This is a genomic window from Actinomyces sp. oral taxon 171 str. F0337 (assembly GCF_005696555.1).
Lineage (GTDB): Bacteria > Actinomycetota > Actinomycetes > Actinomycetales > Actinomycetaceae > Actinomyces > Actinomyces oris_E.
In genome coordinates, this window is the sequence record NZ_CP040005.1 from 1,644,539 (window position 1) to 1,668,336 (window position 23,798).

Below are 23,798 nucleotides of genomic sequence, written 5' to 3' on the forward strand. Positions count from 1 at the left end.
TCACGGCGCCGTGCGTTTGTGAACCTTGCGCGGGGGTCGACACCGAACCAGGTGTCGACCCCCGTTCTCCTGCGCCTGTGCGTCTGTCCCCAGGGGTCTTCTACTCCCAGGTGGCGGTCGCGGGTTCCACGCCCTCGGATCTGGCGCCGGCGTCGATGACGTCCTTGACCCAGGCTGCCAAGCCCGGCGCGCGCTTGTCGTAGTAGCGGGCGTAGCGCTCATCGGCCACGTAACTGCGGGCGATGACGACCTGTTTGGAGGTGGAGACCTCGAACCACCGGTTGAGATCCTTGCGGTGCCATCGCGCCAGGGCGTTGGCCTCGGGGCTGCCCGGTTCGACGCCGCTGTGCATCGCCTCGGCCAGCGCGGTCTCCAGGGCGACAGTCTCGGAGTGCGCCTGTTCCCAGTCGGCGCGAGTCATCCGGGCCTTGCGCCGGGCCGACTCGGCCCACTCCTCCGTATCGCCCCACTTGGCCTGGGCCTCGGCGAGATAAACGGGGTCCCAGTCGGTCCCCCAGATCTCCACCGTCTCGGCCAGGGAGAGTCTGCCTCCCAGCTGCTGCATGTCCAGGATCGTGTCGATGGACAGGAGCATCTGCTGCAGGTGGGAGACCTGTCCCTGCAACAGCTCGCGCTGACGACGTAGGTGCGTGACGGCGTCGGCGCCCGGCTCGTCAAGGACCTCTTTGATATCAGCCAGACTCATGCCGGTCTGCCGGTAGACGAGAACCTGCTGGATGCGCATGATGTCCGTCTCGCAGTAGAGCCGGTAGCCGGCGTCACTGCGCCGGGAGGGATGCACCAGGCCGGACTCGTCCCAGTGGTGCAGCGCCCTGACGCTGACACCCAGGAGCGTTGAGACCTCGCCGACTGTCATCGTGGTCTCCGAGAAGTCCATCGCAGAACTCGTCGTGCGTGCCGAATCGTCTACCCCTCTAACCGTGTGCGTCATACACCTACCTCATCCCCTTGACCTGAGTTCAACCCCAATTCTTACGCATCACATCCTGATAAAACCTAAGGCGACAACAGACTGACTGAAATATGCAAGAAATCACACGCAGCCTTCTGTGGATATCTAACAAGTCACACATTCTCCAACAAGAAGCCGAGTCCAACAGAAGAGCACTAAGATATCTGTTATGCATTACTGGAATTATGTCCTCATCTTCATTGTCGTCATTATCGGCCCCGCCGTAAGGGCATACTTAGGGGGTAAAAATTCTGAAAAATATACCACCACACCTGAAGGGGCCGTCAGGGTGAGAGCGCCACGATTTCAGCTCGTGGCCGGCGTTATACTCCCATTCATTGGAATTCCATTTATTATTGGCGGATTGCTCTTGATGCGTTACGCATTCATTTCCTGGAGCACCCCGGGAGACCCAAGTTCAGTGAGCCCCGACCAGCTCACCCCTCTCTCACTGATCGCCATAGCGGTCTTTGCCGCCGGGATCTTCTTTACGGCATACTCGTTTCTCATCATCATGTCCGTCCGAAATGAGTACGTTGAAACCGGTATTGATTACGTAGAGAAACGTGAACGACTGGGCAAGATCAAAAGAATCCTGTTCCATGAGATCAGCTCATACTCCTACTCCCCGAGATCAGAAGGAGGGAAGCTAACAATCAGCACATCAGACGGGCGCAGGATTTCTTTCCAGACGGACTACTATCGTGGCAACTACGTCGTATCCGTGATCGCATTTCGCATGACCAACGGCCACTGGCCGAATCCAACCGATCCCACCACTCACTCCAGACTAGTTCAAGCAGCCTCTAACGGAACAGCAAAACGGTACCTTAGTGGCTCCAGGAAGGCCAGCAATCTGAGCGCCTCACACGTACACCGACTCCAGAACATCTGACCCGTTATCCACAGGCTCTACTCGCACTCTGGCACAGCTCTCAAAAAAGGTCAACGATAGGAACATGACTCGCTGTGTTCCGGTGCCAGGCCATGCCGCCGTGGCACACCTGTCCGCCCGCCCCCTCACCCCAGTCCTGGGCATGCTCCCTACTCAGGACATGCAGCTGCTGAGGTGCGCTGAGCTCGACTCCCGTCTGCTGGTCAACGTCCTGGGCAACCTGCAGCCAGCAGATCTTCTGCAATCAGTGGAAGGACGACTGCAGGCCATCACCACTGCCCTACCGTGCCAGGGTGTGCTTTTGGCAGGCACGGCTCTGTGGGTGCATGTCGGCGGGGCGCCACCGAGCACGCTCGAGGTCTGCCTACCGGGAGGGCGCCGAAGTCGCGTGCCCTACCTGGTGACGAGACGAGGCAGGCTACCTCATTCCGACACCACCGTGATCAACGGTGTCACCTGCGCGACCATCGCGCGGGCCGCCGTCGACATCGCACGGCTGGGACCTCCTACGGCCGCTGTTCAGGCCATCATGACTGCCCGCGATCACGGGGTCAGCCGAGTCCGCCTCCTGCTGACGCTCAACCACTGCCGAGGAGCGGCCAGCAGAGGCTGTCCGCGGGCGCAGCATATCATCGAGTCGGTCACATTCCAGCAGTAAATAGCAACATAATTTAAAAAAAATAGGCCTACACACTTTTTAGCGAACCCATTCATGAAATCCTACAGAAGAGACTGGTGTTGTTGACATGGAGGACATTCCACTTCCTCTCGGTCTTGCCATGATACTTGGTATCATCATCAAGGTGGCGCTGGATCGCTTCGACCGCGTGGACGGCTCCGCCATGACGGAAGATGGCGTTGTACTATCAAAACCACCAAAATATCAGCTGCTCAGCGGCGGGTTACTTATATTTATCGGTCTAGTCACCCTTTGGCTCGGCTGCAGACGATGGATCAACCCCTCATTTTCTGACGATGACGCAGATGTCGCTACTATATGGCTCGTCATCGCCGCCCTACTCCTTATCCTAGGAACTGGCGTAATCCTCCAAACAAATGTTAACTATATCGAGGTTGGGCCAGGATACATCGAGAAGCATTCCTTCCTTGATGGGACAACCCGAATCGAATTCGAAGACATCGCGTCGTACTTATACTCGCCTAAATACTTATACTCATATAGTTATTCAAACAATCTATGGAGGGCCGACAGCCTTGTCATACTTTCTTCCGATCGGCGCAGGATCAAGTTTTCTCCCGAAGGCTTCAAAGGGGAGCATGTAACATCCGTCATCGCCTTTCGCCTTCTCGAGAACCGCTGGCCGTCCTTACTGGATGAATTCGACCGGCTTGCCGTCATGGAGGCGGCTGCCGATGGCTCTGGCAAGTCCTATTTACGAAGAGTCAGTGGTGCCAGGCTAGAGGCCACGTAACGATCCGTCGTCACGTGGCACCACTCGTCCTCAGTCCTTTTCATCGACGGCGCGTCGTGGACAGGCTTCTGCGCGCCTCGAAGACGCCGTCGATGCGTCGCAGCGCCGCCAGCGTATGGTCCAGGTGGCCGACCTCAGCCAGCTCGACGACGAACCGCCCGGTGACGACCCGGTCGCGGCTCGTGGCGATGCTGGCGCTCACGAGATTGACGTGGCTGTCTGCGAGCGCTCGAGTGATGTCGGCGAGCAGGCCTCCACGGTCCAGGGCCTCGACCTCGACCTGGACCAGGTAGGCGGACTGGGCGTGATCCGCCCAGGAGACGGTGATGAGTCGCTCAGGCTCGCGCTGGAGCTGGTCTACGTTCTGACAGTCGGCCCGGTGCACCGAGACGCCCGAGCCCCTGGTAATGAAACCGACGATGGGGTCGCCCGGCATGGGCGTGCAGCAGCGCGCCAGCTTCACGTAGACATCACCCTCATCCATACCGGCGACGACGACCCCGGCATCGGCCGTTCGTGGACGCCGGTGCGCCGTGGCCCGGGTGGGCAGGATCCCCTCCGCGAGAGTCTCCTCGGCGCCGTCCTCCCCACCCATGGTGGTCACCAGGGTGTCGACGACGTGCTGGGCGGAAACATGTCCCTCGCCCACTGCGGCGTAAAGGCCCTCAATGTCAACCTTGTCGAGGGTCTTTGCCACGTTCATAAGGGTCTCGTGGCTCATGAGGCGCTGAAGAGGCAGGTTCTGCTTGCGCAGGGTGCGGGCAATGGCGCCCTTACCCTCCTCGATGGCCTCCTCGCGGCGCTCCTTGGAGAACCAGGAACGGATCTTGTTGCGGGCACGGGTCGAGGCGACGAAGGTGAGCCAGTCACGCGAAGGACCGGCGTTGATGGCCTTGGAAGTGAAGACCTCCACCGTGTCACCGTTCTCCAGGCGCGTGTCCAGGGGCACCAGCCGGCTGTTGACACGTGCGCCCACGGTGCGGTGGCCGACCTCGGTGTGGACGGCGTAGGCAAAGTCCACCGGAGTGGCCCCGGCGGGCAGGGCCAGGACATCGCCCCTGGGAGTGAAGACGTAGACCTGATCCCCGGCCATCTCGTAGCGCAGAGCATCGAGGAACTCGGAGGGGTCCTGGGTCTCCTTCTGCCAGTCGACGAGCTGCCGCAGCCAGCCCATGTCGCCCTGGTCGGGGTCACCGGGTCTGCCCCCCAGGGCACTGGGACCGGAGGCGTTGGGGTCCTCCTTGTATCGCCAGTGCGCGGCCACGCCGTACTCAGCCATGCGGTGCATCTCGTGGGTACGGATCTGGATCTCCACCGGCTTGCCCCCCGGCCCCACGACAGTCGTGTGCAGCGACTGGTAGAGGTTGAACTTGGGGACGGCGATGTAGTCCTTGAAGCGCCCGCTCATAGGGGTCCAGCGCGAGTGCAGGGAGCCGAGCACCGCATAGCAGTCCTGGACGGTATCGACAATGACCCGCACCGCCACAAGGTCGTAGATGTCGTCGAAGTCCTTCCCCCGCACGATCATCTTCTGATAGATCGAGTAGTAGTGCTTGGGCCGCCCGGTCACGGCGCCCTTGATCTTGTTGACCCTCAGGTCCTCCTCGATCTGGAGGCGGACCTGACGCAGGTACTCCTCGCGAGCCGGGGCCCGCTCAGCCACCATGTGCTCGATCTCCTCGTACACACCCGGGTAGAGGGCCTTGAAGGAACGGTCCTCCAGCTCCCACTTGATCGTGTTCATTCCCAGGCGGTGGGCCAGGGGCGCATAGATCTCCAGGGTCTCCTTGGCCTTGCGTGCGGCGTTCTCCGCGGAGACGTACTTCCAGGTGCGGGCGTTGTGAAGACGGTCGCCGAGCTTGATGACCAGGACTCGGATGTCCTTGGACATCGCGATGATCATCTTGCGCACCGTCTCGGCCTGGGCGGCCTCCCCGTACTGGAGCTTGTCGAGCTTGGTGACGCCGTCGACGAGCAGGCTGATCTCATCGCCGAAGTCGGCGCGCAGGCGCTCCAGGGTGTAGTCGGTGTCCTCCACGGTGTCGTGCAAGACGGCTGCCGCCAGGGTCTGGGCCGTCATCCCCAGCTCGGCGAGGATAGTCGCCACTGCCACCGGGTGGGTGATGTAGGGCTCCCCGGACTTGCGTCGCTGGCCGGAGTGAGCCTTCTCGGCCACCTCGTAGGCGCGCACGATGAGACTCGTGTCCGCCTTGGGGTGGTTGGCGCGCACCGCGCGCAGCAGCGGCTCAATGGCCGCTGGCGTGGAGTGTCCCCGGGAGCCGAACCACGCCAGACGGCTACGCACGCGCGAGCCGGGGACAACGCTGTCTCCTGACGTGTCCGGGGTGTTCTTCGTCTCCGTCATTGACGCATCATATAGCCGCTGGCACACCGAGGCGTGCTGGCGCTGCCGATGGCCCTGTGGTGTCGCGCCGCAGGTGGACGCGACACCACACAGGAATCAGCCGTGGCTGTGAGGCGGAGCGGATGAGCCGTTCGATTCTCATCTCAGAAGATGACGATCGAGTCGACCTCACGCCCCTGGAGCTGGCGGCGACCACCGAGATCGGCCAGCTCCAGAAGCATGCAGATGGCTTCCACCGAGGCACCGGCCTGCTCAATGAGGGAGATGGACGCGGCGGCCGTCCCACCGGTGGCCAGAACATCGTCGATGACCAGAACGCGCGCGCCCTGGGTGACGGTCTCGGGCCGCAGCTCCATACGGGCGGTGCCGTACTCCAGGGAGTAGTCCACGCCGATGACCGGGCCGGGCAGCTTGCCGCCCTTGCGCACCGTGATCATTCCGACCCCCAGCCGAACCGCCAAGGGCGCTGCCAGGATGAAGCCGCGGGACTCGAGCCCCGCGATCGCATCGATCCGACCCCGATAGTGATCGGCCAGACCGTCGACGAGACCGGCGAAGGCCTGTCCGTCGGCAAGGAGCGGAGTGATGTCTCGGAAGAGGACCCCCGGCTCGGGAAAGTCGGGAATCTCACGCAGGTGGCTTATGACCAGCCTGGTCAGAGACTCGGGAACCGTCTCGGAACGGGCTACAGGAGCGGTCATCTGCGCTTCTTCTTCCTTTTGGGCTGAGCCGCCACGCCGAGGTGGTGGCCGGGAGTGACTGGTGAGGCGGCCGGAGCCGCGTCAATCTTAGCCAGTTCCTCGGCGTCGTCACCGGCCTCCTCCCGACGGTGCTGGCGCGCTGCGGCGACCTTGGCGGCCTGGTCCTTGATGCGCTTCTCACGTGAGCGCAGATCCACCAGGAGAGGTGTGGCCAGGAAGATCGAGGACAGGGTCCCGGCGATCATACCGATGAACAGAGTCAGAGCGATATCGCGCAGCGTTCCTGCACCCAGGATGAAGGCACCGACGAACAGGAGCGAGGCCACCGGAAGCACACCGACGACAGAGGTGTTGATCGATCGGATGAAGGTCTGGTTGACCGCCAGGTTCGCGAGCTCGGCGTAGGTGGATCGGCTCTGGGACTCAAAGCCCTCGGTGTTCTCACGGATCTTGTCGAAGACCACGACCGTGTCGTAGAGGGAGTACCCCAGGATCGTCAGCACACCGATGATCGTGGCCGGGGTGACCTCGAATCCGGACAGGGCGTAGATGCCCACGGTGACGACGATGTCGTGGCACAGGGCGAGCAGGGCCGCCACGGCCATCTTCCAGGTGCGGAAGTACGCCCAGATGAGCAGTCCGACGAAGATGAAGAACAGGACCAGTCCTCGAGCCGCCTTCTTCGTGACGTCGGAGGACCAGGTCGGCCCCACAGTCGTCGCTGAGACGTTGGAGGCGTTGGTCTTGTAGGCGGTGGCGAGCTCACCGGCCAGCGAGTCGAGGCGCTGCTTGCTCAGCTGGTTGGTCTGCACCCTCACCGACCCCGACCCCATGGTGGTCACCGAGGAGCTGGCCGCCAGGTCGCTCTTGGAGAGGGCCTCGTTGGCGGGACGCTCCGAAGGAGAGGACAGCCCCGTGATCGTGATCTCCGAACCACCCTTGAAGTCGATGCCCGGGGTGAGTCCCACGGTCGCCAGGAGGGTGGCCGAGCCGAGGACGATGACGACGGCGATGAGGTACCAGATCCTCCGTTTGCCGACGAAGGCGATGGACGTCTTGGCCGAGTAGAGCTCGTTACCGAGCGTGGCGAGAGACTTCATTTCGTCTCACCGTCCTTTCCCTTGTCGGCCGCGGCACCGACCGCGTCGTCCTCCTGCTGCTGAGTCTCATCATCGTCGGCCTCGTCAGCGGCATCGTCGGGGCTCTCCGTGTTCCTGCGGGCCTCGGCCTTGCGGCGCGCCAGGGACCCGGCCACGCGGTCGGCGACGGCCTCGCGCCCCTTGCCGTAGGTCGAGGACGTTGCTCCGAGGTGCTCGGGGTCAAGGCCGGAGAGCCGGTGCCCTTCGCCGAAGAAGCGGAAACGGATGATCCACTCCATCAACGGGTGGGTGAAGAAGATGATGATGGCCAGGTCCACGCACGTGGTCACCCCCAGGGTGAAGGCGAATCCCTGCACCCCGCCGACGGCGAGGAAGTACAGGACGATCGCGGCCACGAGGTTGACGGCGTCGGAGACGAGGATCGTGCGCCGGGCGTGCTTCCATCCCTCATCGACCGCGGTCTTCAGGGTCCGTCCCTGACGCACCTCGTCACGGACGCGCTCGAAGTAGATGATGAAGGAGTCGACTGTGATGCCGATGGAGATGATGAGTCCGGCCACCCCTGCCAGGGACAGGCGGTAGCCCATGGTCGCGCTCAGTGCCGCGATGACCAGGTAGGTGCCGGCAGCGGCCACCACCAGGGACGCTACGGCCACCACCGCCAGGCCGCGGTACTGCCAGGCCAGGTAGAGGATGATGAGAGCGAAACCGATGAGCCCGGCGATCAGGCCGTTGCGCAGCTGCTCGGTTCCCAGAGTGGCGGAGATCTGCTGCTCGGACTGGACCGTGAAGCTCAGCGGCAGCGAGCCGAAGGAGAGCTGGTTGGCCAGTGTGTTGGCCTGGTTCTGGTTGAAGTGGCCGGTGATCTGGACCCGGCCGTCGGTGATCGGTGAGTGGACGGTCTCGTTGAAACCGGAGGCCATGACGGTCAGGCCGTCCAGGACGATGGCGAACTGGGCCTTGTCCCCGAGGTGCTGGGCCTGCGGGTTCTGAGCGCCCTGCGCGCCGGCGGCGCTCGCCTGGTCACGGTAGGTCAGGAGCCGCTTGGACAACTCGGAGAACTTCTTGGTGCCGTCAGCGTTGAAGGTCAGAGAGACGACCCACTGGTTGGTGGTCTGGCCTCGGGAGTCGGCCTCCAGGCCCGAGTTGGCGCTCTTGAGCTCGGTTCCGCTGATCTCAGCCGGGCCGAGGATGTAGGCACCGTGCTGCTGGGAACCGGCTTCCTTGGAGCAGGAGACGACGGCGGCCTTGGGGTCCTGCGTCTGCCCCGTGAGATTCTTCGGGTCGGTGCAGTCGGTCATGTAGCCGTCGTAGAGGAGCTTCTCGGTGATCCAGGAGTCCGATGAGTTCGTCTTGTCCTGGGCGGGGAGCGGATCGGAGGAGATGACGCCGTCCTGATTGACGTCCGCCAGCTGCTTGGCGATCTCCTCGGGGGTCCTGGGCTGCGCGGTGGACTGGGCCGTGGGCTGTGCGGTGGGGGCCGGGGTCGGGGTTGCCTGCTCACCCTCGCCCGAGCCCTCCTCGGCGCCGGTCGAGTCCGCTGGCGGCTGAGTCGCCTCACCGCCGCCGTTCGGGTCCGGCTGAGCCTGGGCCTGGGCACTGGGCTGACTCGTCGGCGCCGAGGTCGGTGCGCCGGAGGGGTTCTGGCTGGCGATGTTCTTAGCAGCCTGCTGGGCGCTGCCCTCCAGGACGCGCAGCACCGGGCGGAAGTACATGACGGCGGAGGTCCGCACCAGCTCCAGGGTGGCCTGGCTGGGCTTCCCGGGCAGCGAGACCACGATGTTCTGACCGCCCTGGCGGGAGATCTGGGCCTCGGAGACACCGGAGGCGTCCACGCGTTGGCGGATCACCTCGATGGCCTGCTCAACATCGCTGTCACTGATCGCCGAGCCGTCGGAGGTCGTGGGCGTCAGAATGAGCTGGGTACCGCCCTCGAGATCGAGGGCGAGTCCGGGGGTGAGCGAGGCCTTGTGCCTCATGTTTCCCACCACGAGAGCGCCGAAACCGATGACGAGGACGAGGATGAACATCAGGAGGCGGCGCCCTGGGCGCTTTCGCTGCTTGCTGGACACGTGGTCCCTTCCTGGGGTGGAGTGTGCTCGAGCGCATGGCCCGAAGGCTGAGGTGAGTGTGGGGTTGGGATGCTTGGCGGGCACCACCGTGAGACGCACCGATTCCGGTGGGCTCAGTGAGACCGGTCGCCAAGCGCAGGCGGGGCCTGTGGGGAGCCGCTGAGCGGTATCGCGCCGACGTCGTGGGGGGGGGCGGTCGGCTCGCGATCTCAGGACTGCGGCTCGGCCGTGTCCTGCTCGGATTCACGGATGTCTTCGTCGGCCTGCTCAACGTCGGTGCCGGACTCGTCGTGGGCGGAGGCGGAGCCGAAGGGCGGCTCCTCGACGGCGGCGATCGCCCGCTTGCTCCACAGGGTCTCGTCGCCCAGCGGCGTGGCCAGGGTGACCACGTCACCGTCGACCTCGACAACCGTGCCGTAGAAGCCGCCGATGGTGCGAACCCAGTTGCCGGGTACCAGGCCCTTCTCAGTACGGCGCTTCTGCTCCTCCTGCATCGCGCGCTGCCTGCGGCTGACGAACCACATCATCAGGAGCATCCCGATGAACATGATCCAGATGAAATACGACGACATGGAGGCCTCTCCGTTTCGACTAGGCAGTCTCGGCTGATGCGGACCTACGACTGTCACAGGCCGGCGGTGGCGAGTCTATGGCACCTGGGCCACAGCCTTCCCTACCGTCGGCGAGTGGTCGGGCACAACTGGGTACCAACCGGTCACAAAATGATCACATTACCCGGTTGTCGCTCAGGAGAACAATGATCCCTCGGCAGGGGGCTCAAGTCCCAGGTGGCTGTAGGCAGCCGGCGTGGCCGCCCGACCCCGCGGGGTACGCACCACCAGCCCCTCGCGCACGAGGTAGGGCTCGGCCACGGTCTCCACCGTCTCGGGCTCCTCCCCCACACTGACCGCCAGCGTCGTCAGCCCTACCGGGCCACCGCCGAACCGGGTGCACAGGGCCTCGAGTACCTGGCGGTCCAGACGGTCCAGGCCCAGGGCGTCGACTTCGAAGACGTCCAGGGCGCCGCGGGCCGCCGTGAGGTCGAGTCGGCCGGGTCTCCCGTGAACCTCCGCCCAGTCCTGGACGCGACGCAGCAGCCGGTTGGCGATACGGGGCGTGCCCCGGGAGCGTGAGGCCAGCTCCTTGGCGGCGTCCGCCTCCAGGCTCACGCCCAGCAGCCCCGCACTTCGCGTGAGGATCCGGGTGAGCTCGCCCGGTCCGTAGTAGTCGAGGTGCCCGGTGAAGCCGAAACGGTCCCGCAGCGGCGCGGGCAGCAGCCCCGCCCTCGTGGTGGCTCCGACGACGGTGAAGGGGGGTAGGGACAGTGGGATGGAGGTGGCGCCGGGTCCTTTCCCCACGACGATGTCGACACGGAAGTCCTCCATCGCCAGGTAGAGCATCTCCTCAGCGGTCCGTGCCAGGCGGTGGATCTCATCGATGAACAGTACGTCGCCCTCCTCCAGGGAGGACAAGATGGCCGCGAGGTCTCCGGCGTGCTGGATGGCCGGCCCCGAGGTCAGGCGCAGGGAGCCGTCCACCTCGGCGGCGATGATCATGGCCAGCGTGGTCTTGCCCAGCCCGGGCGGCCCCGACAGCAGAACGTGGTCGGCCGTCACCCCGCGGGCCAGGGCGGAGCGCAGCACCACCGACAGCTGGCCGCGCACCACCTCCTGCCCGGTGAAGTCCTCCAGGCGCTTGGGTCGTAGGGCCGCCTCGGCGGCGCGCTCGGTGGCATCGGCACCGCCACCGACCAGGCGCTGCCGGTCGAGATCCTCCGGCTCAGCCACGCTGCCCGCCTCCCAACCACCTCAGGGAGGCCCGCAGCAGAGCCGCCGTGTCCGGATCCTGGTCGGCCGCGGCGGCATCGGCCGTCACGGAGCTGACGGCCTGGCACGCGCTGGCCTCGTTCCAGCCGAGCTGCACCAGGGCGGCGACCACGTCCGCGTGGGGCTCAGGACCGCTGTCGGCCGCCCCCTCTTGTCCCCCAGCAGTGCCCGAAGCCGCACGGGCGGCGCCGAGATCATCTCCGGTGACGGGGCCGAGCTTGTCGGCCACGTCCAGGATGACGCGCTGAGCACCCTTGGGGCCGAGGCCGGGAACCCGTGTGAGGGCGGCGACGTCCTGGGAGGCGATGGCCCGCCTGAGCGCGTTGGGGGTGTGGACGGCCAGCATCGCCAGCGCCAGCTTGGCTCCGACGCCCTTGGCGCTCATCAGGGTGCGGAAGCTGTCCCTCTCATCGGTGTCGGCGAAGCCGAACAGCGTCAGCGAGTCCTCACGGACAACCATCTCGGTATGAACGAGGGTCTCCTCACCGACCCTGAGGCCGGACAGCGTGGTGGGCGTGGCCTGGATGCTCATGCCGACGCCGCCGGTCTCAATGACGGCACCGGTCAGGCCGACACTGAGGACAGTGCCGCGCAGGGAGGCGATCATGGGCAGCTTCTCCTGGATGTTCTCAGCGGGTCGAGCGACGCCAGGCCGGCTCGGTGGATAATGGCGGGCTCGAACAGACGTTCGGATCCTAGCAGCCCGGGTCGGGCAGCGTCCTCAGCGCCGCACCCGCCGCGGATCGACGGCACCGGTTCGCCGAGCCGCGGCCTGGGCGGCGGCCCACTGACGCTGAGCCGGCGTGCGGGCTGAGACACGCACCGCTCCCCCGGCGGAGACCATCTCGGTGGCGTCGTCCGTCCCCGTTCCGCCTCCGCGCCAGCCGTGGCAGATCGCCTGAGCCAGTGCGTCAGCGGCGTCCGCGGGCCGGGGCGGGGCATCGAGGCCGAGGATGCGGGTGACCATGGTCTGGACCTGGGCCTTGTCGGCGATGCCCGACCCGGTGACGGCGGCCTTGGCCTCACTGGGCGTGTGCTGGGCGACTTCCAGACCTGCGCGCGCCGCAGTGGTCATCGCGGTGCCCATGACCTGGGCGACTCCGATGACGGAGCGCAGATTGTCCTGCGCGAAGACCCGCTCAATGGACACCACCGTGGGGCCCAGGCGGGCGATCCAGTCCTCAATGGCCTCCGTGATGGTCAGCAGCCTCAGCTCGGGGCTCTGAGAAGGCGGAGTCCGAACCACGCCGACCTCCACCAGACGGACCTGACGTCGAGGATCGACGTCCACGCATCCCAGGCCGCAGCGGGTCAATCCGGGATCGATTCCCAGGACCCGCTGCTCGGTGACGACGGCGCGAGCCGAACGCGGCCGAGAGCCGACGACGTCCAGGGCCTCAGTCCTCGTCGCCTGCGAACTCGGCGGCCACCTCTGGGCTGAGGTCCACTGAGGTGTAGACGTTCTGGACGTCGTCGGAGTCCTCCAGGGCGTCGATGAGGCGGAAGACCTTGCGTGCGCCCTCGACATCGACCTCCACCTTGGTTCCGGCGACGAACTGGACCTCGGCGGAGTCGTAGTCCATCCCCGCTTCCGTCAGAGCGGTACGCACGGCGACGATGTCACCGGGCTCGGAGTAGATCTCGAAGGACTCGCCCACGTCCTCAACCTCCTCGGCGCCGGCGTCCAGGACAGCCATGAGGATGGAGTCCTCGTCCACGCCGTCGGCCTTGGCGACCTCGACGACGCCCTTACGGGTGAAGTTGTAGGCCACCGAGCCCGGGTCGGCCAGGTTCCCGCCGTTACGGGAGAAGGCCACGCGCACGTCGGAGGCGGCCCGGTTGCGGTTGTCGGTGAGGCACTCGACGAGGAAGGCGACCCCACCGGGGCCGTAGCCCTCGTACATGATGGTCTGCCAGTCGGCGCCACCGGCCTCCTCACCGCTGCCGCGCTTGACGGCCCGGGTGATGTTGTCCGCCGGCACGGAGTTCTTCTTGGCCTTCTGAATGGCGTCGAACAGGGTGGGGTTACCGGTGGGATCACCACCGCCGGTACGGGCGGCGACCTCGATGTTCTTGATGAGGCGGGCGAAGAGCTTGCCGCGCTTGGCGTCAATGGCGGCCTTCTTGTGCTTGGTGGTGGCCCACTTGGAGTGACCCGACATAAGTGCTCCTTGGAAGTCGATGATGAGGGCGCGGCCGACCGTGCTCAGGCCCGGCGCGTCACCATGGAGACGAAGACGTCGTGAACCCGGTGGTCGCCTCCGACCTCCGGGTGGAAGGACGTGGCGAGCAGGGCCCCTTGACGAACCGCGACGATCCTACCGCCGTCGGCCCCACCGACCCCAGCCGCACGTCCTGCGCGGGTCGTGGCGAGAATCTCGACGCCGGGGCCCACCTCCTCCACCCAGGGCGCCCGAATGAAGACGGCCCGCAACGGTCGGTCCCGCCCCGCGCCCAGCGCTGGAGCGGTGAGGTCCTCCTCGTAGGAGTCCACCTGACGGCCGAAGGCGTTACGGCGCACGGTCATGTCGATGCCGCCCAGGAACTCCTGGTCCTCCTGCGCCCCCTCGACGCGGTCGGCCAGCATGATCATCCCGGCGCACGACCCGTAGGCGGGCAGGCCCGCGCCGATCAGCTCGCGCAGGGGCTCAAGCATGCCGAAGGCGACCAGCAGCGTGCTCATGGTCGTCGACTCCCCGCCGGGGATCACCAGGCCGTCGATCCTGTCTCCCGGGCTCCGCCCCAGATCGGTGGCACGGCGTACGACGACGGGACGCGCTCCCGCTGCCTCGAGGGCCAAGGAGTGCTCGCGTACGTCTCCCTGAAGGGCCAGGACCCCGATCGTGGGACGGGAGTCGGTCGGCACGAGTGCGGGGAAGAGCGCCCGAGGGTGGCGGGCATCCATCGTGTGGGTCGGGCGGCGGGAGGGATTCGGGTTAGTCATCTGTCTCCTCAGCAGTGGGGTCGCAGTGGCGGGCCGGGTTGCTCGCGAGCTCGGCCAGGACCTCGCAGTCCACCGGATCCGTGAGATCGAAGCGCCGGCCGCTCCAGCCGGAGGCGAGCTCATCCACGATCGCGGGCAGGCGCACCGGGTAGATCTTCTGTCCCCGCTCCTGGGCGGCCTGCAGCTGCTCCACGTTCCACCACGAGATGGAGTCGACGACGTCTCGCTCCAGGGAGGTCCAGCCGTCCTTCCTGATCGGGCGCGTGGTCGGCAGGTGCAGGAGGAAGAAGATCTCGTCCTGGCGGCACGTGACGGAGGCGAAGCGGAAGACCGCCTCCCGGTGGGCGATGGGACCTTCCAGGTCGTCGGGGGCGACCTCGATCCCGGACTCCTCGACCAGCTCACGCACGGCCCCGGCACGGGGCTCCTCGCCGCTGCGGAGCCCTCCTCCCGGGGTGAAGACCCAGCTGTGGCTCGGGTCCGCGGCGTCATGCCCCACCAACAGCAGTACCTCGCCGTCCTGGGTCACGGCCAGAACCCGGGCAGCCGTTCTGAAGGGCAGGCCGTCGTCGCCCAGGCTCCACTCGGCGCTGTCGAGGTGCTGGTCCCAGTCCTCGGGGACCAGCACCGGGTGACGTCCGTCGACCAGGCCGCCGGCGGAGCCGCAGTCCGCGTCATCGGCGGGGTGTCCGGCGCCCTGCGGGGAGCCGGTCACCAGCCGCGTTCCGCCAGGCGGTGAGGCTCGGGGATCTCGTCGACGTTGATCCCGACCATCGCCTCTCCCAGTCCGCGTGAGACCTCGGCGATGACGTCGGGGGCGTCGAACTGCGCGGTGGCGCGCACGATGGCGGCGGCCCGCTTGGCGGGGTCGCCGGACTTGAAGATGCCCGAGCCCACGAAGACGCCCTCGGCCCCCATCTGCATCATCATGGCGGCGTCGGCCGGAGTGGCGATACCGCCGGCGGTGAACAGCACGACGGGCAGGTGCCCGGTGCGGGCGACCTCGGCGACGAGCTCATAAGGGGCGGCGAGCTCCTTGGCGGCCACGTAGAGCTCGTCCTCGGGCAGCGAGGTCAGGCGGCGGATCTCGTCGCGGATCGTACGCATGTGGGTCACTGCGTTGGAGACGTCCCCGGTGCCGGCCTCACCCTTGGACCGGATCATGGCCGCGCCCTCAGTGATGCGGCGCAGCGCCTCACCCAGGTTGGTGGCTCCGCAGACGAAAGGAACGGTGAAGGACTGCTTGTCGATGTGGTGGGTGTAGTCGGCAGGGGTGAGGACCTCGGACTCATCGATGTAGTCCACGCCGAGGCTCTGGAGCACCTGGGCCTCCACGAAGTGGCCGATGCGGGCCTTGGCCATGACCGGGATGGAGACGGCCTCGATGATGCCGGCGATGAGGTCGGGGTCGCTCATGCGGGCAACGCCGCCCTGGGCTCGAATGTCGGCGGGGACTCGCTCGAGGGCCATGACGGCGACGGCTCCCGCGTCCTGGGCGATGCGGGCCTGCTCGGGCGTGACGACGTCCATGATGACACCGCCCTTGAGCATGTCCGCCATGCCGCGCTTAACGGTGAGGGTTCCGGTGCTGGGGGTGGTCTGCTCTGTGCTCAATCGTGGTCCTCTGGCCGTGAGCCGTGGCCTCCGCACAGGTGCGGCGGCGACGGCTCCGTCGAAAAGATGCTGATACCACGCATGCTACCCCGTGCTTCCCGAACGGCCCCGCGTGCTCACGCTGTGAGACCCGAGCCGTCACAAGACATCCGTTGGCTCCTGCGGTCTTCTTCTACCCGGTTCCGAGAAAGGCTCGGCGCGCCGAGCTGATCCGGTCGAGCAGCTCGCTCTCCTTGACGGAGAGCCCGCCCTGAACATGGCTGTCCACGGCCTGCTGTCGCAGCTGGGCGAGCTCCGCAGCGCCCTTGTGGAACGTGTTCATGGCCGCAGAGGCCTGCGGCCCCCTGGCGGCGGCCCATTGTCTGCCCGACCGGCGTCCCGCACCGGTGGTGAGCATCCGGACCTCGGCCGGGGAGAACCAGCCGGCGCGGGCGTAGTCCTCTATCCCACGGCGCATCGACCGGCGCTCGCTCCAACGCAGCCACGAGACCAGTCCGGCACAAAGAGCGTAGAACGGGAACTGAAGCAGCAGGTACACCCCGAAGTTCGTTGCGACGAACCCGTTCCAGGTCGCGTGGAGCAGAATCGCCCCGACCAGGCCCACAGGAGCCATCCACGCCCACGCGTACTGGGACCGTCGGCGAGAGGAGAGGCCAATGGCCACCCCGGTGCAGGCGGTGAACGTCAGGTGAGCGAATGGAGACAGCAGCCCTCGCATGACGAAGATGCGCCCCACATAGTCCCATCCCTGAACGAAGTAGAGAATATTCTCAACAAAGGCGAATCCGGCGGCAGTGAACGCCGCATAGACGACCCCGTCAATCGTCCCATTGATCGTCCGTCGCCAGATGAGGAAGACGAACAGGACCCCCAGCCCCTTGGTCAGCTCCTCAACCAGAGGCGCTGAAATCACGCCAGCCGCACCCGGATCCCCCATGGCCTCTGTGATGACTCGAGCCACCCAGCCATTGACCACTAAGGAGCAGAGGGTGGACACGCTCGTTCCCCACAGGAATGCCACCACGAGAGTGACCGTCGTGAACAGACCGGGAGGCCTGGGCTCCCAGCGAACGTACCAGAACACTCCCGCGAGCAGCATCGTGGCCACAAGCACCCCGCCTAACGGGATGAGAGCCAGCTGAAACGACGGGAGAACGACCGGCCCGAAGTCCCTACGCAGCCCGAAGAAGAAATACAGGGTGCACAGGGAGAAGAGAACGATCGCGGTCAGCATGACGAGTGCCCCGACCTTCGCCGGGATGCCGGATGGAATGAGAGAGGCCACCTGCTTGGGCTGTTGCCGCCCGCCCTCAGGAGCTGAGGAACGCGAACGATCCACGTCGTGGCTCTCACGATGAACTTGGTACCGCTGCCCGGCTCCGGGAAGGGAACCGGAGCTTGCTGAGGTCTGCGGCAGGGCGCTGGAGCGTCGGTATCCGGGGCGGGGGGCCCAGGGACTGGGGGGCATGCTCATTGATTCACCTCGGTTGCGCCTCGTCATCGTGGTCCGGCTGTGTCTCGGGGGTGGTGTCGTCGTCGGCATCGAAGGTCTGGGGCATGGGGGCGTGCCCGGCCAGGCGACACATCCGGACGAGCAGCCGTGCCCTGAGCGCCTGGGCCTCGCTGACGTGGGTGTTGTGGAACCTGCGGGCCAGGACCAGGCGGGAGCAGGCCCGGTCCAGACGGTTGAGTGCCGGCACGCTCAGTGGGTCGGCGGACAGCTCGTGGCGCGCGGGCTCGCAGACCACCGTTCGCAGGACCCGGCTGAGATCTGACTCGATAAGAGCCCGACTGCGAGTGGTCGGCACGGTGAGCGCTGCGCCACCGGGAGCAGGAGGAGGATGGGGAGTGCTCCCAAGAGGCGCGGAGGTGTCCAGGCCGTCGTCGACAATTGGCCCCTCGGCGTCCAGCGCCTCGCGAGCGGCCCTGCTGAGCAGCAGTCCGGAGGCCGGATCCAGGGCCGGGACGGTGGCCAGCTCCGCCGCGGCCTCGGCCCGGTGAACGAGCTGGGCCTCAAGCGTGGCCCGCGCTCCCAGTACCTGCCGGTGCAGCCGGTCCACCCGCACCGCCCTGGCGTAGAGAGCCCACCCGATGGCCATGGCCAGCCCGACCAGCAGCACGACGATGCTCCATATCGGCACCGTCATCGTGCCGGATCCCGTGGAGGAAAGAGCCGGCAGCGCCGTGGTTGCGCCGGTGGGGATATCGATGGCCTGTGTCATGGTCGGTTCCTCATCACTCCTGAGCTCAGCTGCTAGTCGTCCAGGGCGTCACGCAGTCGGCCCAGCATGGTTCGGGAGCCGGGGGCGGGATCCACCCGGGTGTGGGCGGTGGACAGGGCCATGTCGTAGACATCGAGGACCTCGTCGGTGACCGCGGACCAGTCGTAGCGCCCGACCACCTGGGAGGCTGCATGGGTGCGGGCCTGGGAGGCCGTCATGTCCTGCAGGGTGTTGATGATGACTCGGGCCAGGTCGTCGCCGTCCTCATTGTGGAACAGCGCCCCGTAGCGGCCTTCGCCGAGCACGTCGGAGAAGGCCTTGAGGTCGGAGGCGACGACCCGGGTACCTGCGGCCATGGCCTCCACCAGGACGATGCCGAACGACTCCCCTCCGGTCTGCGGGGCCACGTAGCAGCTGGCCGACGCCAGCATGGCGGCCTTGTCCTCGTCACTGATGCCTCCCAGGAAGACCACGGAGTCCCCGAAGCGAGCCAGCTCGTCACGGATCTCCTGGGCCTGTCCGCGGCCGGCAATGAGGAAGCGCGCCCCCGGCACCGACTCCAGCACCGCCGGGATGGCGTCAGCAAGGACTCGCAGTCCCTTGCGGGGCTCGTCAAGGCGTCCCAGGAAGGAGATGGTGGGAGCCTCATCCGTGCCCCGGAATCGGGGGTCGTCCTTGGGGGCGTCGGCGAAGGGTTTCACGTTGACGCCGTTGGGGATGACGACGGCGTCGCCACCGTGGTACTGAATGAGGGTACGGCGGGCCTCCTCCGAGACGGCGATGCGGGCCGAGAGCTTCTCCATGAGCGGCACCGTCGCCGGGCTCAGCAGCTCTCGGGCGAGCGAGCGATCCATGGCGGCGTGGAAGGTGCCCACGACCGGTCCGGTGGCGGCCTGGAGGGCCAGCATCCCGACGCTGGGAGTGATGGGCTCGTGAATGTGAAGGATGTCGAAGTCCCAGGCCTCCAGCCAGCGTCGGGCGCGCCTGGCCACGAGAGCACCGAAGTTCAGCCGCGCCACCGAACCGTTGTAGGGAATGGCGATGGAGTCACCGGCGCTGGTGACCCAGTCCGGCAGGTCGGTGTCCTGGGAGGCCGGCGCGAGGACCTGAACCTCGTGTCCGCGGCGGAAGAGCTCACCGGCCAGGTCCATGACGTGGACCTGGACTCCTCCGTGAGCGTCGAAGGAGTAGGGGCAGACGATACCGATCCTCATGCGTCCTCCTCGTGGGCGACCTGCTGCTCGCGGGCGTGGCTGCGAGCCAGGCGATCCCGATCCAGGTCGGCGTCGAAGACGGGCTGGAGCATGTGCCAGTCCTCGGCGTGCTCAGCGATCAAGGGCTCCAGCTCAGCGACCCAGGCGCGAGTGTGCGCCACAACCTGCTCACGTCCCTCCAGCTGCTGCGGCTCCGGAACCCTGCGTGCGGTCAGCACGAGTCCCCAAGGCGATCCCGCCCGACGGCGTCGCTCGCCGGTCAGTGGCTCGTAGTGGATCGAGGCGGCGTACAGGGGGCGTCCCAGCCGTTGGGCGATCGCCGCGGGACCGGCGGCCACCCGTGCGGCGGCACCGCCCAGCTGCGCTGTGATGCCGGCTGAGGACAGGTCCCGATCGGCCAGGAGCGCGACGACGTAGTGCCCCTGGCTCGCTGTCTCCAGGAGGCGGTCGAAGACCTTCTCCCCGCGGGCCTGACCGATGATGCGCATGCCCAGGGACTGACGGAAGGAGACGAACTGCTCGAAGAGGTCCTCGGGCTCCAGGCGTTCGGCGACGGTCAGGACGGTGGCGAGCTCACGGCAGGCCCAGGCCCCGATGAGGTCCCAGTTGCCCATGTGCGGCAGAGCCATGACGACGCTGCCCGCGCGCACGTCCTCGTGCAGCTGGGGGTCGACGTCGGCGCGCACGCGCGCGAGGATCTGTTCCGGCGTGATTCCGGGTAGGGCGAAGGCCTCGTAGAAGTAGCGCATGTAGGAGCGCATTCCTGCCCGTGCGGCCCGGCGCAGAGCACGTGGCGACGTCCCTGGAGGCAGGATGCGGGACAGGTTGCGCTCGAGCTGTCCCACCCCGGTGCTGCTGCGCCTCAGGCGGTGCCCGGCCCACAGCGCGTCGGCAACGGTGTGCGCCAGGCCGTAGCCCACCGGCGCGGGCAGGTGGCGGGTACCTCGCCAGGCCAGGCGGTAGGCGCCGGAGACGGCGGACAGGCGCAGCCTCATGCCAGATCACCCGCCTGCCGGGACTGCTGGTGGACGGTGCGCACGCGTTGGATCACGGTGATGAAGGAGGCGACCGCCACGTAGAGGAGCCCGATGGTGAGCACCCACTGAGGGGCCCCGAGCCCCACGATGAAGGTGGCGCCGAGCGCTACGAGGAGCCGGTCGGTGCGCTCGGCGATCCCCACGGAGGCGGTGGCACCGATGGACTCGGCCCGCGCTCGGGCATAGGGAACGGTGGCCGCCGTGACGACGGCGGCAAGGGCAGCCACGACAGTCACAGTGCGCAGCACGCCGGCAGGCATGGACAGTGCCGCCCAGGCCGCCAGGGAGCCCAGGACGGCGCCGTCGGCGAGACGGTCCATGGTGGAGTCCAGGAAGGCTCCGAAGACCGAGCTCTTCCCGGTGGCTCGGGCCAGAATGCCGTCGAAGGAGTCGGCCACCAGCACTACGAGCAGGACGAGGGGCCCGGCCACGAAGCGCCCCTGCGGCAGCAGGGTGACCGCTGCCGTCACGGACAGGGCCGTTCCAGTGACGGTGAGCATGTTGGGGGTCACCCCGAGCCGTCCGAGCGCGAGGGCGGGGCGGGTGAACAGGGCCTTGGTCAGGCCGCGGCCATGGTTGCCGAGCATGAGGTCCTTAGGTCTCGGGTGGAGCAGTCGGAGAGACGGGCCGTATGGAACGGGATGGGTTGAGACGGAGAGGAATGCCCTCAGCCTGACGGAGCTCATCGAGGAGGGCCAGGGGGATCAGTCCCCAGACCGCCCAGTCGGAGCGGCCCAGGCAGCGGCGAGCATGTCCCGCTGCTCACCGAGCAGCTGGGGAACGGGCTTGGTGCGACCGATGATGGGCATGAAGTTCGCGTCCCCCTTCCAACGCGGCACGATGTGCTGGTGGAGGTGAGCGGCGATCCCTGCTCCGGCAACCTCTCCCTGGTTCATACCCAGGTTGAATCCGTGGGGTCGACTCACCGAGCGCACGACACCCATGGCCGTGGCAGTCAGCTCACCGATCTCCTGACGCTCGGCCACGGTGGCCTCGGCCCAGTCGGAGATGTGCCGATAGGGGCATACCAGCAGGTGACCGGTGTTGTAAGGGTACAGGTTCATGATGACGTAGCTGGTCTCGCCCCGGTGGACGATGAGAGCCTCCTCGTCACGGCGATCCGGCCCCGTGCAGAACGGGCACTGTGCGGGGGTGTCGTCCGAGGGCTTGTTCTGCCCCCCGATGTAGACCATGCGGTGCGGGGTCCACAGGCGCTGGAAGGCCTGCGGAGCGCCCTCGTGGTAGAAGGGCTCCTCCACCTCGACGTCGTCGCCGACTCCCGGGGCGCTGATCGTGTCTCCAGTCGCTTCCTCAGTCACTGTGCAGCTTCTCCCCCGCCGGGTCGTTGATACGGGCGTCAATGACGCTGACGATGTGGGTCACGGCCTCCTCGACGGGCACGCCGTTGGTCTGCTGGCCGTCGCGGAACCGGAAGGAGACGGCACCGGCCTCGGCGTCCTCCCCTCCGGCGATGAGGGTGAAGGGGATCTTGTCCTTGGAGGCGTTGCGGATCTTCTTGCCGAAGCGGTCGTCGGAGTGGTCCACCTCGACGCGCACTCCCTTGGCGCGCAGCCGGGCGGCGACGTCGTCGACGTAGGTGTCGAAGGCCTCGGCCACGGGGATGAGACGGACCTGCACCGGGGAGAGCCAGGTGGGGAAGGCGCCCGCGTAGTGCTCGGTGAGCACCCCGATGAAGCGCTCCACGCTGCCCAGCTTGGCCGAGTGGATCATGATGGGGCGCTGGTGGGTGCCGTCGGCGGCCGTGTACTCCAGGTCGAATCGCTCGGGCTGGTTGAAGTCGTACTGGATGGTGGACATCTGCCAGGTCCGGCCGATGGCGTCCTTGACCTGAACCGAGACCTTGGGACCGTAGAAGGCGGCGCCGCCCGGGTCGGGGACGACCTCCAGACCGGAGGCGTCGCAGGCGTTCTGGAGGGCCTGCGTCGCGGCGTCCCAGTCGGCGTCGGAGCCGATGAACTTGTCCTTCTTGGCGCCCTCCTCGTCGCGGGTGGACAGCTCGAGGTGGAAGTCGGTCAGTCCGAAGGCCTTGAGGATGGACAGGAAGAAGTCGATCTGGGCGCGGATCTCCTCACCGGCCTGATCCGGGGTGCAGTAGGTGTGTGAGTCGTCCTGGGTGAAGCCGCGCATACGGGTGAGCCCGTGGACGACGCCGGACTTCTCGTAACGGTAGTCGTGGCCCATCTCGAAGAAGCGCAGCGGCAGCTCGCGGTAGGAGCGTCCGCGGGATCGGAAGACGAGGTTGTGCATCGGGCAGTTCATGGCCTTGAGGTAGTACTCCTGACCTGCCTTGGTGATGTTGCCCTCGGCGTCGCGCTCCTCGTCGGCGAGCATGGGCGGGAACATGGTGTCGGCGTAGTAGGGCAGGTGGCCCGAGGTGTGGAAGAGCCCGCCCTTGGAGATCTCGGGGGTGTGGACGAAGTCGAAGCCGTAGTCCAGGTGGCGGTCGACGACGTACTGCTCGATCTGGTGGCGCAGCATGGCGCCCTTGGGGTGGAAGACCACCAGGCCGGGGCCGATCTCCTCGGGGAAGGAGTAGAGGTCGAGCTCGGCGCCGAGTCTGCGGTGGTCGCGCTTGGCGGCCTCGGCCAGGCGGGTCTGGTAGGCCTTGAGCTCGTCCTTGGTGGCCCATGCGGTGCCGTAGATCCGCTGGAGGGAGTCGCCGGACTGGTCGCCCTTCCAGTAGGCGGACGAGGACTTGGTCAGCGCGAAGCCCTGCCCGATGAGGCGGGTCGAGGGCAGGTGGGGGCCGCGGCACAGGTCGGTCCAGGCGACGCTGCCGTCACGTCGGACGTTGTCGTACATGGTCAGCCCCCCGGCACCGACCTCGACCGAGGCGCCCTCGGCGCCCGCGCCCTTGGTGGTGATGAGCTCGAGCTTGTAGGGCTGGTCGGCCAGCTCCTCACGCCCCTGGGCCTCAGTGATGTCGCGGCGCACGAAGCGCTGCCCCTCCTTGACGATCCGCTTCATGCGCTTCTCGATCTCGCGCAGCATCTCGGGGGTGACGGCGTCGATGGCGCCGAAGTCGTAGTAGAAGCCGTCAGTGATGAAGGGGCCGATGCCGAGGTTGACGCCTGGGAACATCTCCTGGACCGCCTGCGCCATGACGTGGGTGGCGCTGTGACGCAGGATGTTGAGGCCGTCCTCGCTGGACAGGGTGATGGGCTCGACGACGGCGCCGGCCGGGACCTGGCGCTCCAGGTCCCAGGGCTCGCCGTTGACGCGCATCGCGACGACGCCGTCCTTCTTGACGGCGTCCTGCAGGAGGAGCGCCCCCGTGCTGCCCGCCTCAATGGTGCGGGGCGCGCCGTCGAGGGTGATCTCAATCATGGGCTGGTCTGACACGGGCTCGTCTCCTCTGCTGCATCGGTGCGGGGCGCTGTA

The 23,798-nt window shown here is 66.7% G+C and carries 22 protein-coding genes; 2 read left to right on the top strand and 20 right to left on the bottom strand.

Annotated elements, in window-relative coordinates:
- Positions 1–100: 100 nt before the first annotated feature.
- Entirely contained in the window at positions 101–898 is a 798-nt protein-coding gene (locus FBF36_RS07225; RefSeq protein ID WP_009398097.1) for a MerR family transcriptional regulator, read from the bottom strand.
- 244 nt (positions 899–1,142) lie between these two features.
- Between FBF36_RS07225 and FBF36_RS07230 the strand changes: the two genes are divergently transcribed.
- Together FBF36_RS07230 and FBF36_RS07240 are read left to right on the top strand one after the other, a co-directional pair.
- On the top strand, positions 1,143–1,868 hold the full coding sequence (locus FBF36_RS07230; protein ID WP_009398098.1) for a hypothetical protein: 726 nt from the start codon (positions 1,143–1,145) through the stop codon (positions 1,866–1,868).
- Between the two features lie 746 nt (positions 1,869–2,614).
- Positions 2,615–3,301, top strand: coding sequence for a hypothetical protein (locus FBF36_RS07240; RefSeq protein WP_009398100.1), 687 nt, complete (start codon positions 2,615–2,617; stop codon positions 3,299–3,301).
- 40 nt (positions 3,302–3,341) lie between these two features.
- On the opposite strand, the gene FBF36_RS07245 is transcribed toward FBF36_RS07240, so the two are convergent.
- From FBF36_RS07245 to thrS, 19 genes are all read right to left on the bottom strand, one after another.
- A complete protein-coding gene (locus FBF36_RS07245) occupies positions 3,342–5,666 on the bottom strand; it encodes a RelA/SpoT family protein (protein ID WP_009398101.1) in 2,325 nt (774 codons plus the stop codon).
- Positions 5,667–5,809: 143 nt separating this feature from the next.
- Positions 5,810–6,367 carry an adenine phosphoribosyltransferase gene (locus FBF36_RS07250; protein ID WP_009398103.1) on the bottom strand — a complete coding sequence of 186 codons (558 nt, stop codon included), beginning with the start codon at positions 6,365–6,367 and terminating at the stop codon, positions 5,810–5,812.
- The gene (gene secF, locus FBF36_RS07255) at positions 6,364–7,467 is read right to left on the bottom strand and encodes a protein translocase subunit SecF (protein ID WP_009398104.1); all 1,104 of its coding nucleotides are present in this window, start codon (positions 7,465–7,467) and stop codon (positions 6,364–6,366) included. Before secF ends, FBF36_RS07250 begins: the two co-directional genes overlap by 4 nt.
- The gene (gene secD, locus FBF36_RS07260) at positions 7,464–9,539 is read right to left on the bottom strand and encodes a protein translocase subunit SecD (RefSeq protein WP_138137332.1); all 2,076 of its coding nucleotides are present in this window, start codon (positions 9,537–9,539) and stop codon (positions 7,464–7,466) included. Before secD ends, secF begins: the two co-directional genes overlap by 4 nt.
- Before the next feature lie 209 nt (positions 9,540–9,748).
- Complete coding sequence (yajC, locus tag FBF36_RS07265; protein WP_009398106.1) at positions 9,749–10,111, bottom strand: preprotein translocase subunit YajC; 363 nt, start codon at positions 10,109–10,111, stop codon at positions 9,749–9,751.
- A 174-nt stretch (positions 10,112–10,285) separates the two neighbouring features.
- Positions 10,286–11,326 carry a Holliday junction branch migration DNA helicase RuvB gene (gene ruvB / locus FBF36_RS07270; protein WP_009398107.1) on the bottom strand — a complete coding sequence of 347 codons (1,041 nt, stop codon included), beginning with the start codon at positions 11,324–11,326 and terminating at the stop codon, positions 10,286–10,288.
- A complete protein-coding gene (gene ruvA, locus FBF36_RS07275; protein WP_009398108.1) occupies positions 11,319–11,972 on the bottom strand; it encodes a Holliday junction branch migration protein RuvA in 654 nt (217 codons plus the stop codon). Before ruvA ends, ruvB begins: the two co-directional genes overlap by 8 nt.
- A gap of 114 nt (positions 11,973–12,086) precedes the next feature.
- The gene (locus FBF36_RS07280) at positions 12,087–12,692 is read right to left on the bottom strand and encodes a crossover junction endodeoxyribonuclease RuvC (protein ID WP_225792505.1); all 606 of its coding nucleotides are present in this window, start codon (positions 12,690–12,692) and stop codon (positions 12,087–12,089) included.
- A gap of 70 nt (positions 12,693–12,762) precedes the next feature.
- Positions 12,763–13,527 carry a YebC/PmpR family DNA-binding transcriptional regulator gene (locus FBF36_RS07285; protein ID WP_009398110.1) on the bottom strand — a complete coding sequence of 255 codons (765 nt, stop codon included), beginning with the start codon at positions 13,525–13,527 and terminating at the stop codon, positions 12,763–12,765.
- A gap of 44 nt (positions 13,528–13,571) precedes the next feature.
- On the bottom strand, positions 13,572–14,270 hold the full coding sequence (gene pdxT, locus FBF36_RS07290; RefSeq protein WP_009398111.1) for a pyridoxal 5'-phosphate synthase glutaminase subunit PdxT: 699 nt from the start codon (positions 14,268–14,270) through the stop codon (positions 13,572–13,574).
- Between the two features lie 31 nt (positions 14,271–14,301).
- A complete protein-coding gene (locus FBF36_RS07295; RefSeq protein ID WP_138137828.1) occupies positions 14,302–14,937 on the bottom strand; it encodes an NUDIX hydrolase in 636 nt (211 codons plus the stop codon).
- Between the two features lie 83 nt (positions 14,938–15,020).
- A complete protein-coding gene (pdxS, locus tag FBF36_RS07300) occupies positions 15,021–15,923 on the bottom strand; it encodes a pyridoxal 5'-phosphate synthase lyase subunit PdxS (protein ID WP_034493370.1) in 903 nt (300 codons plus the stop codon).
- Between the two features lie 172 nt (positions 15,924–16,095).
- Positions 16,096–17,397 carry a PrsW family intramembrane metalloprotease gene (locus FBF36_RS07305; RefSeq protein ID WP_034493372.1) on the bottom strand — a complete coding sequence of 434 codons (1,302 nt, stop codon included), beginning with the start codon at positions 17,395–17,397 and terminating at the stop codon, positions 16,096–16,098.
- A gap of 4 nt (positions 17,398–17,401) precedes the next feature.
- Positions 17,402–18,145 carry a hypothetical protein gene (locus FBF36_RS07310; RefSeq protein ID WP_009398115.1) on the bottom strand — a complete coding sequence of 248 codons (744 nt, stop codon included), beginning with the start codon at positions 18,143–18,145 and terminating at the stop codon, positions 17,402–17,404.
- 32 nt (positions 18,146–18,177) lie between these two features.
- Positions 18,178–19,359 carry a glycosyltransferase family 4 protein gene (locus FBF36_RS07315; protein WP_009398116.1) on the bottom strand — a complete coding sequence of 394 codons (1,182 nt, stop codon included), beginning with the start codon at positions 19,357–19,359 and terminating at the stop codon, positions 18,178–18,180.
- Positions 19,356–20,354 (bottom strand): phosphatidylinositol mannoside acyltransferase, encoded by a 999-nt coding sequence (locus tag FBF36_RS07320; RefSeq protein ID WP_009398117.1) that lies wholly within the window; start codon positions 20,352–20,354, stop codon positions 19,356–19,358. Before FBF36_RS07320 ends, FBF36_RS07315 begins: the two co-directional genes overlap by 4 nt.
- Complete coding sequence (pgsA, locus tag FBF36_RS07325) at positions 20,351–20,983, bottom strand: phosphatidylinositol phosphate synthase (protein WP_009398118.1); 633 nt, start codon at positions 20,981–20,983, stop codon at positions 20,351–20,353. The genes FBF36_RS07320 and pgsA overlap by 4 nt, the downstream gene beginning before the upstream one ends.
- 117 nt (positions 20,984–21,100) lie before the next feature.
- Entirely contained in the window at positions 21,101–21,715 is a 615-nt protein-coding gene (locus tag FBF36_RS07330; RefSeq protein WP_009398119.1) for an HIT family protein, read from the bottom strand.
- A complete protein-coding gene (gene thrS / locus FBF36_RS07335; protein ID WP_087944036.1) occupies positions 21,708–23,759 on the bottom strand; it encodes a threonine--tRNA ligase in 2,052 nt (683 codons plus the stop codon). Before thrS ends, FBF36_RS07330 begins: the two co-directional genes overlap by 8 nt.
- Between the last annotated feature and the right edge of the window lie 39 nt (positions 23,760–23,798).

Excerpts from the sequence above, each read along its gene's own strand:
- FBF36_RS07225 (WP_009398097.1), bottom strand. The coding sequence starts at position 898 with ATGGACTTCTCGGAGACCACGATGACAGTCGGCGAGGTCTCAACGCTC.
- FBF36_RS07230 (WP_009398098.1), top strand. The coding sequence starts at position 1,143 with ATGCATTACTGGAATTATGTCCTCATCTTCATTGTCGTCATTATCGGC.
- FBF36_RS07240 (WP_009398100.1), top strand. The coding sequence starts at position 2,615 with ATGGAGGACATTCCACTTCCTCTCGGTCTTGCCATGATACTTGGTATC.
- FBF36_RS07245 (WP_009398101.1), bottom strand. The coding sequence starts at position 5,666 with ATGACGGAGACGAAGAACACCCCGGACACGTCAGGAGACAGCGTTGTC.
- FBF36_RS07250 (WP_009398103.1), bottom strand. The coding sequence starts at position 6,367 with ATGACCGCTCCTGTAGCCCGTTCCGAGACGGTTCCCGAGTCTCTGACC.
- secF (WP_009398104.1), bottom strand. The coding sequence starts at position 7,467 with ATGAAGTCTCTCGCCACGCTCGGTAACGAGCTCTACTCGGCCAAGACG.
- yajC (WP_009398106.1), bottom strand. The coding sequence starts at position 10,111 with ATGTCGTCGTATTTCATCTGGATCATGTTCATCGGGATGCTCCTGATG.
- ruvA (WP_009398108.1), bottom strand. The coding sequence starts at position 11,972 with ATGATCGCCTCCCTGCGCGGCACTGTCCTCAGTGTCGGCCTGACCGGT.
- FBF36_RS07285 (WP_009398110.1), bottom strand. The coding sequence starts at position 13,527 with ATGTCGGGTCACTCCAAGTGGGCCACCACCAAGCACAAGAAGGCCGCC.
- pdxT (WP_009398111.1), bottom strand. The coding sequence starts at position 14,270 with ATGGATGCCCGCCACCCTCGGGCGCTCTTCCCCGCACTCGTGCCGACC.
- FBF36_RS07305 (WP_034493372.1), bottom strand. The coding sequence starts at position 17,397 with ATGAGCATGCCCCCCAGTCCCTGGGCCCCCCGCCCCGGATACCGACGC.
- FBF36_RS07310 (WP_009398115.1), bottom strand. The coding sequence starts at position 18,145 with ATGACACAGGCCATCGATATCCCCACCGGCGCAACCACGGCGCTGCCG.
- FBF36_RS07315 (WP_009398116.1), bottom strand. The coding sequence starts at position 19,359 with ATGAGGATCGGTATCGTCTGCCCCTACTCCTTCGACGCTCACGGAGGA.
- FBF36_RS07320 (WP_009398117.1), bottom strand. The coding sequence starts at position 20,354 with ATGAGGCTGCGCCTGTCCGCCGTCTCCGGCGCCTACCGCCTGGCCTGG.
- pgsA (WP_009398118.1), bottom strand. The coding sequence starts at position 20,983 with ATGCTCGGCAACCATGGCCGCGGCCTGACCAAGGCCCTGTTCACCCGC.